Raw genomic sequence first — 15,958 nt, 5'->3', positions numbered from 1 at the left:
CCTTTATTGCACCACCATTAAGCCTAAGCAACCTTTGTCTGCTGCCATCAGATCTGCCGCGCCAAAGGTGAAAGGGTGGCCGTTAGAAGACGGCTGTTGAAAGCGAATTAAAATCTGCACTTTGCCCTCAATCCAGAGGCTGTCTTTCCACGCAAGATCGCTTTCTGCCACAGGTTTATCATTAATGCTTTCAATGATAAATTTTGCCCCCTGAATTTTAAATCCTGCAGGCTCGTTGCTCGTGATTGTCCAGCGTTCCGTGCTGTTTAATTCGGCATTTACATCAATGCGTCTAGGATCGAAACGTTGTTGATTGAGCATTCCATTATTCGCATCTAGTTGGAATTGACGCTCACGGCGAATTTCCGCCTTTAATGCTTGCGGTGCATCGGTGTTAAATTGCATTGTGTTGTTTTGCGCAAAGGCACTGCTTAAGCCTTGTAGGCGTAGCTCAAGCACTGTGTTGTCGAGCAGCTCTTCATCGCTGGCGAAAAAGCCCGTGAGTTTACTGAAGAAATTTCGTTTTTTCCCCACAATTAAGGTGGCGTTTTCCCCCTCATTGAGATTAACAAGAATTTCAGCGCGTTCGCTCGGTGCAAGAAAAAGCACCTTTGTGGTTTTCGCTTGCGGTAAAAAGCCTTGATCAAGCGCGATGAGTTGGAAATCGCGCTCGTCATCAAAGCGTAATTCATAGCGGCGCGAAAGGGAAGCGTTCAGCAAACGTAAACGCACAACGCCGCGCGGCACCTCTAAATAAGGCGCTTCTTGCCCATTGACAAATAAACGATTGCCAAAAAAGTGCGGTCGATTTTGTTGGAATAATTGCACCCCTTCATCATTTAATTGCATATCTTGCAAAATCAAAGGAATATCGTTTACGCCATATTTTTGTGGCAAGCTTGATTTACGGCTTTCGTTATCTTCAATAATGCACAGCCCGAGCAAGCCGCGGTAGGTTTGATAAGCAGAATGCCCTAAGGTGCAAGCGGAATACCAGCAAGTGCAAGCAGGCTGAGTGATCGGCAGAATAGGCGACCAGCCTTGTCCTTGTTTGAAAGGGTGAGATACGCCACCCAGTGATTCAGCGCTCACTTGCAGTCCTTGAATGGCTAGCGCCACCATTTGCGACAAGCTATTGCGATAGTTCAGCTTGGCAAAATCCCCTTGGCGCATTTTTAATGTTGGGCCTAAATAATTACCATTAAATCCCCACACTTCGCTGGATTTTCCCCGCTCTAATTGAGTTTGCGCGCTGTTCATTTCTAAAAAAACAGGCTTACCACGGCGAGTTTCCATAAGTGGGGGAACGCGTAAAGGCTGGCGATCAGCCGCCCATAATGGCGCAGGAATGGCTGAAAAAGCCCCTGCAGTGAGGGCAGTTTTAAAAAATTGACGGCGAGAAAAATGATTCATTTTATTTTGTTGCGTCTTGTTGAGCTTGGCTGGCGGCAATTTCCGCATCAAGTTCGTTGATTCGTTGTTGCATTAAAGAATGGCAATAGCTCGCCAATTCACGCACATTGTCTTTGGTGTAAGCCGAAGTATCCACAGGTGGCAGCATTTCACAGATCACCTTGCCATTATCCCAACGGTTAAGATCGATTTTATTTTGCGTGGTGGAACAAACCACAGGTACAATCGGCACACCAGCGGCAATAGCGGCGTGAAACGCACCGGTTTTAAATGGCAACAAACCACGTCCACGGCTACGCGTGCCTTCAGGGAACATCCAAATAGAAAGCTTATCACGGTTAATGCGTTCAGCCAGTTGAGTCATTGTGCTATGTGCTTTGGAACGGTTATCACGATCTAAAAAAATGTTACCCGATGCCCAATATAAAATGCCAAAGAACGGGATCCAAATCAGGCTTTTTTTCCCGACACTCACGGTGCGCGGCATCACCATATAAGAAATGGTAACCATATCGTAGTTATTTTGGTGATTACCAATGTAAATGCACGGCCCGATATTTTCCGCATTGGCGGGGAAACGATGTTCCACTTGCAAACCGAAAAGGGGATACAAACGCCCGAACCAACGTGCCACATCGCCCACGTTACTTGGATTTCTGAAACGAATGAGAGAATAAATCGTGCCGAGTAAACAAATTAAAATACAGCACAGCATAACCACAATAATGCGAAGAAGTTTTAGCATAAACACATACCCTGAAAAAAATTTGCACAAGTATAGCGAAAATCCGCAAATATTTGTATCAATCCGCTAAAAAAATGCTAGGCTATCAAGCAATTTCCTTCTTCTCAAAGATATTCAACAATGGCAAAGACCTATTTTATTGCAGATTTACATTTAAGCGAAAATCGCCCAGATTTAACCGCACTTTTTGTGGATTTTATGCAAAATCAAGCCAAAGATGCGGAAAGTTTGTATATTTTAGGCGATCTTTTTGATTTTTGGATTGGTGATGATGAGCATTCCCCTTTGATCGATTTGGTGAAACAGCAAATTCGCCACTTAACGGAAAAAGGCGTGAAATGCTATTTTATGCACGGCAATCGCGATTTTCTTATCGGCAAAAAATTTGCCCAATCTTGCGGTTTAACGCTGCTGCCAACTTATCAAGTGATTGATTTATACGGCACGCCTACCTTGCTTTGCCACGGCGACACCCTTTGCATTGATGATGTGGCTTATCAACGTTATCGTAAAAAAGTGCATCAAAAATGGCGCCAATGGCTTTTTTTACATTTGCCTTTAAAAGTGCGGTTAAAAATTGCCGAAAAAATTCGCGCTAAAAGCAAACAGGATAAGCAATATAAATCCAATCAAATTATGGACGTGAATGCGGATTTCGTGCGGCAAATAATGCAAAAATTTAACGTACCACAGCTGATCCACGGACATACGCATCGGCAAAACTTGCATAAAATCCCACCGCACTTTGAACGAATTGTATTGGGCGATTGGGGCGAAACCTCTTCTGTGCTAGAAGTCTCGCCGCAGGGAATGCGATTTATTAATCACTCGTTACAGAAATCAGTGAGTGATGATTTGGAATCACCACCGCTGGATCATCAGGTGCGGTGATTTTTTCAATTTTTTCTTGCAAATCGTAATCTGGCTGTGGCGTATCATCGAAAAGATCCGCATTGGGGTCAATGTTAGCGTTACGAATGCCAATCCAATTCGCCAAGCCTTCTGTGAAATTCAAGCCTGATTTTGATACCTTTTTCTCGTGACGCTGCTGATCATCACTGGAAATTTTAAACAACGGAATATCGTAATGGCGTTTACTTTTTCCGCTGCTATTGTGAATAGCGATATAGTTATCGCTAATTTGATGAGCTAAGCCGTGATCAGAAAAATAAATCATCGAAAAAGTGCGGTGGTTTTTTTGCTGATTTTTGACCAGAGCCTGATAAATTTTACTCAGCACTTCATCGGTTTTTTTGATCGAACTGATGTAGCAATTCACGTCCTGATATTTTTTAGCAATTTGATTTTCATCGAAAATTTTCTTGTAATCGGTAACGCGTTCGCAAACCAACGGGTGCGAGCCATATAAATGCACCACAATAAAACGCTTGCCTGTGGCTGGGGCTTGAATCAGTTGATCAAATCGGTTTAATAAGTTGAAATCGCTCACATCATTACTAATGGAATCGCCCGCGCGTAAAAAGATTTTTTCATCGCTTTTATTGGCAATGGCAGAAATTGGCGTGTCGTATTGCCCTAAATAACCCTGATTGGAAAGCCAATAGGTTTTGATTCCTGCGGATTTAATTAAGTCAATGAAATTTAAGCGATAATTCCCTTCCCAAGTTTGCTTGTTAGGCTTGGTAAGCATTAATTTAAGCGAAGCGATGGTGTTTGTGCCGCCTGCGGTTAGGCCGTCAATTAACGTGCCTTTAGCCGTGGAAAGAAAAGGCGTGTTGGCAACAGGGTAGCCGTAAGCGTGGTGATAATCTTTTCTCGCGCTTTCGCCGATAACTAAAATGTAATCATCATAATGGGAACGGCTATCCAGTTGGCTTTCGCCCCATTCACTCGGCACATCAAAGCGGTTGAGTAAGCGTAATTCTTCGATCACTTTTTCCCCTGCTAAATAGCTTTCTTGCAGCGGTTGAAAGGGAATATTGCCCCAAAGTGCATTAACAAAAATGAGCGCCAATAGCCCCTTATTTTTATAAAAAGCCAAGTGGAATTTTTGACTTAACCTGCGATAAAGCAGCGCACCGCCAAGAATTACAGGGGGATAACCATAATCAAGCAGGGGGATTTGAGCGAAAAATTCTTTGCCTTCTTGTAAATCTGTGGCGAAAACAGAGGCGATATATTGATAAGACGGCGCGCCAAAATTTACCCCAATGGGCGCATAACACGCATAGATAAATAAAATAGGTAATGCAATGAAATAAAAGAGTTTTTTCGAGCTAGAAAAAATAATAATGAAAGACATAAAAAGGCTGATCTGCTGCCAACTAGGTTGCGCAAAATAGCCCGAACCCTGTAGTGCCAACAGGCTGATAATATAAAGTAGCGCAAAACACACCGCACTTACTAGCAATGATGAAAGATGAAATGTTCCTTTTTTGTTCTTTTCTGCCACAACATTGTTCCTTATTTTTTAGTTCGCTTCATTTTACTGAATTTTTTTCATTGGTTCTATGCGATTTTTGCTTTGAACTATTTTCACTGCAAAGATGTTGCTCTATAATATGCAGAATTTTGTACCCAACTTTTGTGAGGAAAAAATGAGCAAACCCGTATATAAAAGAATCCTGCTTAAATTAAGCGGTGAAGCTTTACAAGGTGATGAAGGTTTTGGAATTGATCCTTCAATTTTAGACAGAATGGCGCTCGAAATTAAAGAATTACTAGAAATGGGCGTAGAAGTCGGGGTTGTGTTAGGTGGCGGAAATTTATTCCGTGGCGCAAAACTGGCTAAGGCGGGAATGAACCGCGTGGTAGGCGATCATATGGGTATGCTTGCCACCGTAATGAACGGTTTGGCAATGCGTGATGCCTTACACCGCGCAGATGTAAATGCAAAATTAATGTCCGCTTTCCAGTTAAACGGTATTTGCGATACCTATAACTGGTCTGAAGCAATCAAAATGTTGCGTGAAGGGCGCGTGGTGATTTTCTCTGCGGGAACAGGTAGCCCATTCTTTACCACCGATTCAGCAGCGTGCTTGCGTGGGATTGAAATTGAAGCTGATGTTGTGCTTAAAGCCACAAAAGTGGACGGTGTGTATGATTGCGATCCTGCTAAAAATCCAGATGCAGTATTGTATGAAAAACTCACTTATGCCGATGTGATTGACAAAGAATTGCAAGTAATGGACTTAGCCGCCTTTACTTTAGCACGCGATCACGGAATGCCAATTCGTGTGTTCAATATGAGCAAACCTGGTGCATTACGCAAAGTGGTTTTAGGTGAGCGTGAAGGCACGCTAATTTGTAACTAATTGATTAAACTTAAATAAAAAGGAATATTTGTGATTAACGAAATTAAACAAGATGCGCAGTTGCGTATGGAAAAAAGCCTTGAAACATTCAAGCATCATATTGCCAAAGTAAGAACAGGGCGCGCGCAGCCAAGCTTACTGGACGGTATTCAAGTGGAATACTATGGCGCATTAACCCCATTGCGCCAATTAGCCAACGTAGTGGCTGAAGATGCGCGTACTTTGGCAGTAACCGTGTTTGATCGTAGCTTAATCGGTGCGGTGGAAAAAGCCATTTTAACCTCTGATTTAGGCTTAAACCCATCATCAGCTGGCACAACCATTCGTGTACCACTTCCACCATTAACAGAAGAGCGTCGTCGTGATCTTATCAAGATCGTGAAAGGCGAAGCCGAGCAAGGCAAAGTGGCAGTGCGTAATGTGCGCCGTGATGCGAACGATCAAATCAAAGCGTTGTTGAAAGAAAAAGAAATCAGCGAAGATGAAGAGCGCAAAGCACAAGACGAAATCCAAAAAATCACTGATCTTTATGTGAAAAAAGTGGACGAAGTGTTAGCGGATAAAGAGAAAGAATTATTAGATTTCTAATCATTCTAATGAAATAAAGGGCGAGCCAAGGGTTCGCCCTATTTTTTCTTGCTGAATTACTGGCTTTTGAGTATATTCACGACAATTTTAGCAACCTTAACCCTTTTAAAGTGCGGTCAAAAATTTATGCAAAAACAACAAAAACTCGTCATTCTTGGTTCGACAGGCTCCATCGGCACTAGCACCCTTTCTGTGATAGAACACAACCCTGAAAAATATCAAGCGTTTGCCTTAGTGGGCGGACGTAACGTGCAATTAATGGTGGAGCAATGCGTTAAATTTCAGCCGACTTTTGCTGCCTTAGATGACGAAAGTGCAGCAAAAAATTTAACAGAAAAATTGACCGCACTTGGTCTAAGAACCCAAGTACTAAGCGGGCAAAAAGCCATTTGCCAGTTGGCGGCTCACCCTGAAGCGGATCAAGTGATGGCTGCCATTGTTGGCGCAGCAGGTTTGTTACCCACCCTTTCAGCAGTGCAAGCAGGCAAGCGAGTGTTGTTGGCTAATAAAGAAAGTTTGGTTACCTGCGGGCAGCTTTTTATTGATGAAGTGAAGAAAAATCACGCTCAGTTACTGCCTGTGGACAGTGAACATAATGCGATTTTCCAATCTTTGCCACCGCAAGCGCAAGAAAAAATTGGTTTTTGTCCGTTGCAAGAATTAGGCATCAGCAAAATTGTACTCACGGGATCGGGCGGCCCTTTCCGTTATACGGATCTTTCAGAATTTGACCAGATCACACCAGAGCAAGCTGTTGCACACCCTAATTGGTCAATGGGCAAAAAAATCTCAGTGGATTCCGCCACAATGATGAATAAAGGCTTGGAATATATTGAAGCCCGTTGGTTATTCAATGCCAGTGCAGATGAAATGGAAGTGATCATTCATCCGCAATCGATCATTCATTCTATGGTGCGTTATATTGATGGCTCGGTGATTGCACAAATGGGCAATCCAGATATGCGCACACCAATTGCGGAAACAATGGCTTATCCGCAACGAACCTTTGCCGGTGTTGCCCCATTAGATTTTTATCAGCTCAATGGGCTGACTTTTTTAGCGCCTGATTATCAGCGTTATCCTTGCTTAAAATTGGCCATTGATGCCTTTGCCGCGGGGCAATATGCCACAACGGCAATGAATGCGGCGAATGAAATTTCTGTTGAAGCTTTTTTAAATCGTCAAATTAAATTTACCGATATTGCTAAAGTGAATACGCAAGTGGTAGAAAAAATCAGCCCACAACAGATTCAATCTATTGATGATGTGTTAGACGTGGATAAAAAAGCACGCGCTTTAGCGTGGCAAATCATTCAAGCAAAATAACATTTTGTTTTCGTTACAAATAAATCAAGGCGGGCGAAAGTTCGCCTTGATTTTTTATCCATAATTCTGTGCGTTTTCATAGTAAGTAATAGCATATTATGATATATTCAGCCATTAATTTTGTAACTAGAAAATCCTTGATGAATGACAGAGATTGACTTTAACAATATTCCCCAACACGTTGCCATTATTATGGATGGCAATGGCCGTTGGGCGAAACAACAAGGAAAAATGCGTATTTTCGGGCATAAAAATGGCGTGGCGGCAGTGCGTCAAGCGGTTTCCTATGCACGAAAAATTGGTGTCAAGGTGCTGACGCTTTATGCCTTCAGCAGTGAAAATTGGACGCGTCCTGAAACAGAAGTCAGTGCATTAATGACACTTTTTATGCAAGCACTGGATTTAGAAGTGAAAAAATTGCATAAAAATAATATCCGCCTAAACATTATTGGGGATACATCCCGTTTTAGCGAAAAATTACAACAAAAAATCGAAAAAGCAGAAAAATTAACCGAAAATAACACCGCACTTACTTTAAACATTGCAGCTAATTATGGTGGAGACTGGGATATTGTGCAGGCAGCAAAACAGCTTGCAAGCCTTGTTAAAGCGGAAAAGTTAGCACTTGATGAGATCACAACAGAACGTTTTCAACAACATTTGGTTACTCAAGATCAGCCAATGGTGGATTTATTAATTCGCACCAGCGGTGAACAGCGTGTAAGTAATTTTTTACTGTGGCAAATTGCCTATGCAGAATTTTATTTTTCTGATGTGCTATGGCCAGATTTTAACGAACAAGAATTTAATCAAGCTATCTTAGCTTATCAACAACGAAATCGCCGTTTTGGTGGAGCAGAACAAGAGGACTAAATTGTGCTTAAACAACGTGTTATTTCCGCAATTATTTTAATTGCCATTGTCTGTGCAGCGTTATTTTTATTTTCTCCTTTTTATTTTGCCTTAGCCTTGGGCGCAGTGGCGACCTTAGGAATTTGGGAATGGACACAATTCGCTCAAGTCAAAAATAAATTTTGGCGTGTTGTAGTAGCAGGCTTAGCAGGTGCGGTGCTTTTTTTGTGGATTTTAAGCGAAGCCAATTATCTCAATGCGGGCCGCGTATTTGAACATTATGCTGAGCCTATTTTATTAAGCGCAGTAATTTGGTGGATTGTGGCGCTTGGCTTTGTGGTGAGCTATCCAAATTCTGTCAAATTATGGGCAAAATCGGTGATTTTGCAAGGCGTTTTCGCTATTGTAACCCTTGTGCCTTTTATTGTAGGCGTGTTGCGTTTGCGCTTAGACGGTTATGTTGCCAACCCTTATCACGGCTTAATGTTGCTCTTTTATGTGTTTATTTTGGTATGGGCAGCGGATTCAGGTGCTTATTTTGCTGGCCGCAAATTCGGAAAACATAAACTTGCGCCAAAAGTTTCCCCAGGGAAAACGTGGCAAGGTGTGTTCGGTGGGCTGGTTACCGCTGGCGTGCTAGCAGGGATTTTTATGCAAGTCGCTCCACAAGATTTATTCAATGTACCAACCGTGCCTTTTATCGCCTTATCTGTTGCCACGGTGGCAATTTCTGTACTGGGCGATTTAACGGAAAGTATGTTTAAGCGCGAAAGTGGGATTAAAGACAGCAGTAATTTGATCCCAGGACACGGTGGGATTTTAGATCGCATCGATAGTCTTACCGCCGCCGTGCCATTCTTTGCGTATTTCTATTTTTATGTGTTGTAGGAAAAAACGAATATGTCCTTTTTGTGGTCGTTAGGTTCATTTTTGATAGCCATTTGTGTGCTGGTTTTTGTACACGAATACGGACATTTTTGGGCTGCCAGAAAGTGCGGTGTAAAAGTTGAACGTTTTTCTATCGGTTTCGGCAAAGTGCTGTGGTCGTTCTTTGACAAAAAAGGCACCGAGTTTTCTATCTCACTGATTCCGTTAGGCGGCTATGTGAAAATGCTTGATGAGCGTAACGAAGCTGTACCAGAAGCGTTGAAATCTCAAGCGTTCAATAATAAATCTGTGGCACAACGTGCTTTTGTGATTGCAGCAGGCCCGATGGCGAATTTTATTTTTGCTATATTGGCCTATTGGCTGGTGTATTCCATTGGGATTCCTAGCGTGAAACCTGTGATCGCAGAGGTTCGACCAGCGTCCATTGCAGCCCAAGCGCAAATTCAACCTGATTCACAAATTATCGCCATTGATGGCACAGCAACCCCAGATTGGGAAACCATCAATATGGTGCTTGCCACCAAAATGGGCAATCCTAATGTAGAAATCACCCTTTCGCCTTTTGGTTCAGATGTAAAACAGCAACGCACTTTAGATTTAGCCAATTGGCGATTCGATCCTGAAAAAGAAAGTGCTTTTGGCGCGTTGGGTATGATTCCAGTGCGAACTAAAGTTGAAATGACCTTGTCTAAAGTGGCGGAAGATTCCCCTGCACAAAAAGCAGGTTTGCAGGTGGGGGATAAATTTTATACCAATACTGGCGAGCCAATGAATTGGCAAGATTTTATTCAAGATGTGCAAAAAGGGCAGCCTTTTACATTGAGAATTGAACGAGCAGGGGAAACCTTATATAAAACCTTAACGCCAGTGTTAAATGAAAAAGGTAAATGGTTTGTTGGCGTATCGCCAACGGTTCAGCCCCTTGATGAAAAATATCGCACGGAATTAAAATATGGTGTTTTTGAGGCTTTACAGAAAGGCGTAGAAAAAACCAAGGATTTAATGCTACTGACGGTAAAAGTCATTGGTAAATTATTTACCGGTGATCTTTCTTTAAATAATTTAAGTGGACCGATTTCTATTGCCAAGGGCGCAGGGATTTCCTCGGGAATTGGTTTTGTTTATTATTTAAGTTTTATGGCATTAATTAGTGTAAATTTAGGTATTATGAATTTGTTCCCGTTACCTGTGTTAGACGGCGGACATTTAATTTTTCTTGCCGCTGAGGCGATAAAGGGAAAAACGCTTTCGCAAAAGGTGCAAGATACCGCTTATAAAATTGGCGCAATATGCTTATTAGCTTTAACAGCATTTGCTTTGTTTAACGATTTCTTACGTTTATAACTCTTTCTTTTACAAGGATAAAAGTAACAATGAAAAAACTTTTAATCGCAAGTTTATTATTGGGTTCAACCACGGTGATGGCTGCCCCTTTTGTTGTGCAAGATATTCGTGTCGATGGCGTTCAGGCAGGCACGGAAGGCAAAATTCTTGCGAATTTACCCGTTCGAGTTGGGCAACGAGCAACAGATAAAGATATTGCCAATGTTGTAAGAACCTTGTTCTTACAAGGTTATGAAGGGGTTAAAGCCGCCCGAGAAGGAAACACGCTAGTTATTTCTGTGCAACAACGCCCAATTATTGCCGATGTGATTCTTGACGGTAATAGTTCAATTCCAAATGAAGCTTTGAAAGATAATTTAGATTCTAATGGCTTTGCCGTTGGTGACGTATTGAATTTTGATAAATTAGAGGCTTTCCGTCAAAGTTTACTTGATCATTATCACAGTGTAGGTCGCTATAACGCAAAAGTGGAAACGATTGTTACGCCATTGCCAAATAATCGTGCGGAAGTAAAAATTCAAATTAAAGAAAATGATGTAGCACTGTTAAAAGGGATCACCTTTGAAGGAAACAAGGCCTTTAGCTCAAGTAAATTACAAGAGCAAATGGAATTACAACCTGATGCTTGGTGGAAACTTTTTGGTAATAAATTTGATTCCGTACAATTTGGTAAAGATCTAGATACATTGCGCGAATTTTACCTTGATCACGGCTATGCCAAAATGCAAATTAGCAAAACAGATGTGCAATTAAATGATGAAAAAACTGAAGCAAAAGTTTCTATTGATGTCAATGAAGGTGAAAAATATACCGTTAAAAGCGCGCGTATTGTGGGTAATGTTGCAGGAATGGGCGATGAACTTTCTGCATTATTAAAACAAATTCGCGTGGGTGATACTTTCCGCCGTAGTGATGTTGTTGCTGTAGAAAATGAAATTAAAACAACCTTAGGTGAGCAAGGCTATGCCAATCCTCAAGTGAATATTAGCCCTGAGTTTGATGATCAAAATCATACGATTGCTTTAACTTACGTGGTTGATGCAGGTCGCCGTTATTCTGTGCGCCAAATTCGTTTTGAAGGCAATAACGTAAGTGCAGACAGCACATTGCGTCAAGAAATGCGTCAGCAAGAAGGAACTTGGTTATCTTCTCAATTAGTTGAGCTAGGTAAAGTGCGGTTGGAAAGAACAGGATTTTTTGAAAGCGTAGAATCTCGCACCGAAAATGTGCCAAATACTGATGATGAGCTTGATGTTCTCTATAAAGTGAAAGAACGTAATACGGGTAGCATTAACTTTGGTATTGGTTATGGTACAGAAAGTGGTTTAAGTTATCAGGCAAGCATTAAGCAAGATAATTTCTTAGGAATGGGATCGTCAATTAGTTTCGGTGGTTCGCGTAATGATTACAGTACCAGTGTTAATTTAGGTTACACAGAACCTTACTTCACAAAAGACGGTGTGAGCCTTGGTGGAAATGTATTCTTTGAAAAATACGATAACTCGAAAAATGACACTTCCGCATCTTACAGCCGTACGACTTATGGGGTGAATGGAACGCTAGGCTTCCCAGTGAATGAGAATAACTCATACTATGTTGGGCTAGGCTATGTGTATAATAAATTAAAAGATGTACGTCCTGAATATAACCGTAATATCTATCGTGAATCAATGAATGTAAGTGATTGGACATTCAAATCCCACGATTTCGAGTTCTCTATGGGTTGGAACTATAATAATCTTAACCGTGGTTATTTCCCAACTTCAGGAATGAGAGCCTCAATTGGTGGGAAAGTGACTATTCCGGGTTCAGATAATAAATATTACAAACTGTCAGCAGATGTACAAGGATTCTATCCGTTAGACCGCGATCATAGTTGGGTTATTTCAGCAAGAGCTTCAGCAGCTTATGCAAATGGTTTTGGAGGCAAGCGTTTACCGTTCTATCAAACTTATAGTGCAGGTGGTATAGGAAGTTTACGTGGTTTTGCTTATGGTGCAGTTGGACCACAAGCAATTTATCAACGTAATGATTGTCAAAACCCTGATAAATATTGTTATGTAAATGGTGATATTGTAGGAGGAAATGCGATGGTAACCACAAGCGCTGAATTAATTGTGCCAACGCCATTTGTTGCAGACAAAAATCAACGTTCAGTAAGAACTTCTCTTTTTGTTGATGCAGCAAGTGTATGGAATACAAAATGGAAAACAGACGGAAAATCACGCTTCACGAATTTGCCTGATTACGGTGATCCGAGCCGTATTCGCTCATCAGCTGGTGTTGCTTTCCAATGGCAATCTCCGATTGGGCCTTTGGTGTTCTCTTATGCCAAACCAATCAAAAAATATAAAGGCGATGAAATTGAACAATTCCAATTTAGTATCGGTGGAACATTCTAATTGGAACTTCTTCCATTCTTCTTAGTCTAAGTGAAGGCTTGGAAAGCTAATGGGAGTTTGCTTCCATTGGTATTGAATTTAAAAATTGATTTATTTTAAGGAAACTCAAAAATGAAAAAAGCTGTAAAATTAACCGCACTTTCTTTAGCGTTAGCATTAGGTTCATCAGTTGCAATGGCTGAAGATAATATTGCATTTGTAAATGTAGATTATTTATTTGCACATCACCCTGCGCGTCAAGTTGAATTTAAAAAATTAGATGATCAATTCAAAGCACCATCTGAAAAATTACAGGCAGCAGATAAAGCATTGCAAGATAAAAAAGCTGCATTTGAGAAAGAAATTGATGGTAAAGTGAAAGCATTAGATAAAGATGCACCGAAGTTACGTCAAGCTGACATCAAAAAACGTCAAGATGAAATTGCAAAATTAGCGCAAAAACGTGATGAAGAATTTAAAAAATTAGTGCAAGAACACCAAGAAAATATTGCTAAATTCCGCGAAGAAACACAAAAAGCAGAAATGGAAGTTGAGCGTAAATTATTAACTGACATTCAAACTGCGACTACAACAGTGGCAAAAGCGAAGAATTACAGCGCAGTGCTTGATGAGAAAGTTGCAGTTTATGCCGCTGATGGTAAAAACATTACAGAAGAAGTATTAAAAGCAATTCCAGCTCCAGCACAGGCTAAATAATGCAAAAGTCTTATTCTCTTAAAGAATTAGCACAACAAATTGGCGCTACCATTCGTGGTAACGCCAATGTGCTTATTGATAGTATCGCCCCGCTCGACAAAGCACAGTCAAACCAGCTCACCTTTATTTCAAACATTAAATTCCGTGATTTACTTGCACAATCCCAAGCAGGGATTTTAGTGGTAAGCGAAAATGATGTGGAATTTTGTTCGCCTGAAAGCAACTTGCTTATTGTCAAAGATCCTTATGTGGCTTACGCCGTGCTAGCGCAATATATGGATTCTACACCAAAAGCGGCAGCAGGCATTGCACCAAGTGCGGTGATTTCTGCCTCTGCAAAATTAGGCGAAAATGTGTCTATTGGCGCAAATGCAGTGATTGAAGATGAGGTTGAACTTGGCGATAACGTGATTATTGGCGCAGGTTGTTTCATCGGCAAAGGCGCAAAAATTGGCGCCAATACTCAGCTTTGGGCAAATGTAAACATTTATCACCAAGTGCAAATTGGTGAACATTGCTTAATCCAATCTGGCGCTGTGATTGGTAGTGATGGTTTTGGTTATGCCAATGATAAAGGACGTTGGATCAAGATCCCACAAACAGGCACAGTGATTATCGGCAATCACGTTGAAATCGGGGCTTGCACCTGTATTGACCGCGGTGCGTTAGACGCAACGGTGATTGAAGATAATGTCATCATCGACAACCTTTGCCAAATTGCCCATAACGTGCATATCGGTAAAGGTACAGCAGTCGCTGGCGGCGTGATTATGGCAGGTAGCCTGAAAGTAGGGCGTTATTGTCTAATCGGTGGCGCAAGCGTGATCAATGGTCATATGGAAATTGCCGACAAAGTTACCGTTACAGGAATGGGAATGGTAATGCGACCAATCACTGAACCAGGCGTGTATTCTTCTGGTATTCCATTGCAGCCAAATAAAGAATGGCGCAAAACCGCCGCCCTGACTTTAGACATTGACAAAATGAATAAACGTCTAAAAGCAGTAGAAAAAAAGCTCAATAATGCTTAATTCCTTTCTCAAACGTGCCACTTTATGTGGTGCGTTTTGTATTAAATGATGAAATACCGTATAATTTGCATCAATTTTATTTTCTATTATTTTCAAATTAAAAAGGTACTATTGTGACAACAGAACAAACCGCAAAAGTCATTGAAGCAAAAGAAATTATGACCTTACTTCCGCACCGCTATCCCTTTTTATTAGTGGATCGTGTTACTGATTTTGAAGAAGGGAAATGGTTAAAAGCGATCAAAAACATCAGTGTTAATGAGCCTTGTTTCACTGGGCATTTCCCAGGTGAACCGATTTTACCGGGTGTGTTAATTTTAGAGGCACTCGCCCAATCAATGGGGATTTTGGCGTTTAAAACTCACGAATTACAAGGTGGCGAATTATTTTATTTTGCGGGAATTGATGACGCACGTTTCAAACGCCCAGTATTACCAGGGGATCAAATGGAGCTTTATGTTGAAGTCATCAAAGAACGCCGTGGTATTACCGCATTCACCGGCATCGCAACAGTCAATGGCGAAGTGGCTTGCGAAGCGAAACTAATGTGCGCACGTAGATAAACATTCATTACAAAAACAAGAGGTCAATATGATCCATTCAAGTGCAAAAATTCACCCTACAGCCATTGTAGAAGAAGGGGCAAAAATTGGCGAAAACGTGGTGATTGGCCCGTTTTGTATTATTGGTTCTGATGTAGAAATTGGCAAAGGCACCGTGTTGCACTCGCATATCGTGGTTAATGGCGTGACCAAAATTGGCGAAGACAATGAAATTTTCCAATTCGCCAGTATTGGTGAGAAAAACCAAGATCTGAAGTACCAAAATGAGCCAACGAAAACCATTATTGGCAACCGTAACCGTATTCGTGAAAGTGTAACGATTCACCGTGGCACGGTGCAAGGTGGTGGCGTAACGCGCGTGGGTGATGATAATTTATTTATGATCAACGCCCATATTGCGCACGATTGTAAAATCAAAAATCGCTGTATTCTTGCCAATAACGCTACTCTGGCAGGACACGTTGAGCTAGATGATTTCGTGATTGTGGGCGGAATGTCGGCCATTCACCAATTTGTTATTGTGGGCGCACACGTTATGCTTGGCGGTGGTTCAATGGTCAGCCAAGATGTTCCGCCTTATGTAATGGCGCAAGGCAACCACGCACAACCATTCGGTGTAAACATTGAAGGCTTAAAACGTCGCGGTTTTGATAAGCCAACATTGCACGCCATTCGTAATGTGTACAAATTGATTTATCGCAGCGGAAAAACCTTAGAAGAAGTGATGCCAGAAATTGAGCATTATGCGAAAACGGAAAGTGCGATTAGCTTTTTCCTTGATTTCTTCAAGCGTTCAAAACGTGGCATTATTCGCTAATTCAATGAACAACCGCGT

The 15,958-nt window shown here is 41.4% G+C and carries 15 protein-coding genes; 12 read left to right on the top strand and 3 right to left on the bottom strand.

The genetic code is table 11. The features are described from left to right. Nucleotides 1-3: 3 nt before the first annotated feature. Together ACNAV8_RS05070 and ACNAV8_RS05065 are read right to left on the bottom strand one after the other, a co-directional pair. On the bottom strand, nucleotides 4-1,413 hold the full coding sequence (locus ACNAV8_RS05070) for a multicopper oxidase domain-containing protein (RefSeq protein WP_103855738.1): 1,410 nt from the start codon (nucleotides 1,411-1,413) through the stop codon (nucleotides 4-6). Between the two features lies 1 nt (nucleotide 1,414). Next, nucleotides 1,415-2,158 (bottom strand): 1-acylglycerol-3-phosphate O-acyltransferase, encoded by a 744-nt coding sequence (locus ACNAV8_RS05065; RefSeq protein ID WP_103855737.1) that lies wholly within the window; start codon nucleotides 2,156-2,158, stop codon nucleotides 1,415-1,417. A 120-nt stretch (nucleotides 2,159-2,278) separates the two neighbouring features. On the opposite strand from ACNAV8_RS05065, the gene lpxH reads away from it, so the two are divergent. Next, on the top strand, nucleotides 2,279-3,049 hold the full coding sequence (gene lpxH, locus ACNAV8_RS05060) for a UDP-2,3-diacylglucosamine diphosphatase (RefSeq protein WP_415777322.1): 771 nt from the start codon (nucleotides 2,279-2,281) through the stop codon (nucleotides 3,047-3,049). On the opposite strand, the gene ACNAV8_RS05055 is transcribed toward lpxH, so the two are convergent. Beyond that, the gene (locus tag ACNAV8_RS05055; protein ID WP_415777321.1) at nucleotides 2,979-4,571 is read right to left on the bottom strand and encodes a phosphoethanolamine transferase; all 1,593 of its coding nucleotides are present in this window, start codon (nucleotides 4,569-4,571) and stop codon (nucleotides 2,979-2,981) included. The two genes, lpxH and ACNAV8_RS05055, sit on opposite strands and share 71 nt — an antisense overlap. A gap of 145 nt (nucleotides 4,572-4,716) precedes the next feature. Here ACNAV8_RS05055 and pyrH point away from each other — a divergent pair, with 145 nt between their 5' ends. The 11 genes from pyrH to lpxA all read left to right on the top strand — a co-directional run bounded on the left by pyrH (nucleotide 4,717) and on the right by lpxA (nucleotide 15,940). Continuing rightward, the gene (pyrH, locus tag ACNAV8_RS05050; RefSeq protein ID WP_103855736.1) at nucleotides 4,717-5,433 is read left to right on the top strand and encodes a UMP kinase; all 717 of its coding nucleotides are present in this window, start codon (nucleotides 4,717-4,719) and stop codon (nucleotides 5,431-5,433) included. A gap of 30 nt (nucleotides 5,434-5,463) precedes the next feature. After that, nucleotides 5,464-6,021 (top strand): ribosome recycling factor, encoded by a 558-nt coding sequence (frr, locus tag ACNAV8_RS05045; protein ID WP_330934225.1) that lies wholly within the window; start codon nucleotides 5,464-5,466, stop codon nucleotides 6,019-6,021. 126 nt (nucleotides 6,022-6,147) lie between these two features. After that, nucleotides 6,148-7,347, top strand: a complete 1,200-nt coding sequence (gene ispC / locus ACNAV8_RS05040) for a 1-deoxy-D-xylulose-5-phosphate reductoisomerase (protein WP_415777320.1) — start codon at nucleotides 6,148-6,150, stop codon at nucleotides 7,345-7,347. A 144-nt stretch (nucleotides 7,348-7,491) separates the two neighbouring features. Then, entirely contained in the window at nucleotides 7,492-8,220 is a 729-nt protein-coding gene (uppS, locus tag ACNAV8_RS05035) for a polyprenyl diphosphate synthase (protein WP_415777319.1), read from the top strand. A gap of 3 nt (nucleotides 8,221-8,223) precedes the next feature. Further along, a complete protein-coding gene (locus ACNAV8_RS05030; protein WP_415777318.1) occupies nucleotides 8,224-9,087 on the top strand; it encodes a phosphatidate cytidylyltransferase in 864 nt (287 codons plus the stop codon). Nucleotides 9,088-9,099: 12 nt separating this feature from the next. Next, nucleotides 9,100-10,431, top strand: coding sequence for a sigma E protease regulator RseP (gene rseP, locus ACNAV8_RS05025; protein WP_103855091.1), 1,332 nt, complete (start codon nucleotides 9,100-9,102; stop codon nucleotides 10,429-10,431). Nucleotides 10,432-10,460: 29 nt separating this feature from the next. Next, nucleotides 10,461-12,833: an outer membrane protein assembly factor BamA gene (gene bamA, locus ACNAV8_RS05020; protein ID WP_103855092.1), complete on the top strand. Its 2,373-nt coding sequence runs from the start codon at nucleotides 10,461-10,463 to the stop codon at nucleotides 12,831-12,833. 111 nt (nucleotides 12,834-12,944) lie between these two features. Then, complete coding sequence (locus tag ACNAV8_RS05015; protein ID WP_103853997.1) at nucleotides 12,945-13,529, top strand: OmpH/Skp family outer membrane protein; 585 nt, start codon at nucleotides 12,945-12,947, stop codon at nucleotides 13,527-13,529. Beyond that, entirely contained in the window at nucleotides 13,529-14,560 is a 1,032-nt protein-coding gene (gene lpxD / locus ACNAV8_RS05010) for a UDP-3-O-(3-hydroxymyristoyl)glucosamine N-acyltransferase (RefSeq protein ID WP_415777317.1), read from the top strand. The genes ACNAV8_RS05015 and lpxD overlap by 1 nt, the downstream gene beginning before the upstream one ends. Nucleotides 14,561-14,673: 113 nt before the next feature. Further along, nucleotides 14,674-15,123, top strand: coding sequence for a 3-hydroxyacyl-ACP dehydratase FabZ (fabZ, locus tag ACNAV8_RS05005; RefSeq protein WP_017807062.1), 450 nt, complete (start codon nucleotides 14,674-14,676; stop codon nucleotides 15,121-15,123). Between the two features lie 28 nt (nucleotides 15,124-15,151). Further along, the gene (gene lpxA / locus ACNAV8_RS05000) at nucleotides 15,152-15,940 is read left to right on the top strand and encodes an acyl-ACP--UDP-N-acetylglucosamine O-acyltransferase (protein WP_330934233.1); all 789 of its coding nucleotides are present in this window, start codon (nucleotides 15,152-15,154) and stop codon (nucleotides 15,938-15,940) included. Nucleotides 15,941-15,958 lie beyond the last annotated feature (18 nt).

Source organism: Avibacterium endocarditidis, from assembly GCF_965138825.1.
GTDB lineage: Bacteria > Pseudomonadota > Gammaproteobacteria > Enterobacterales > Pasteurellaceae > Avibacterium > Avibacterium endocarditidis.
Note: the sequence above shows the minus strand (reverse complement) of the source record. Positions and strands in the feature narration are given on the sequence as shown.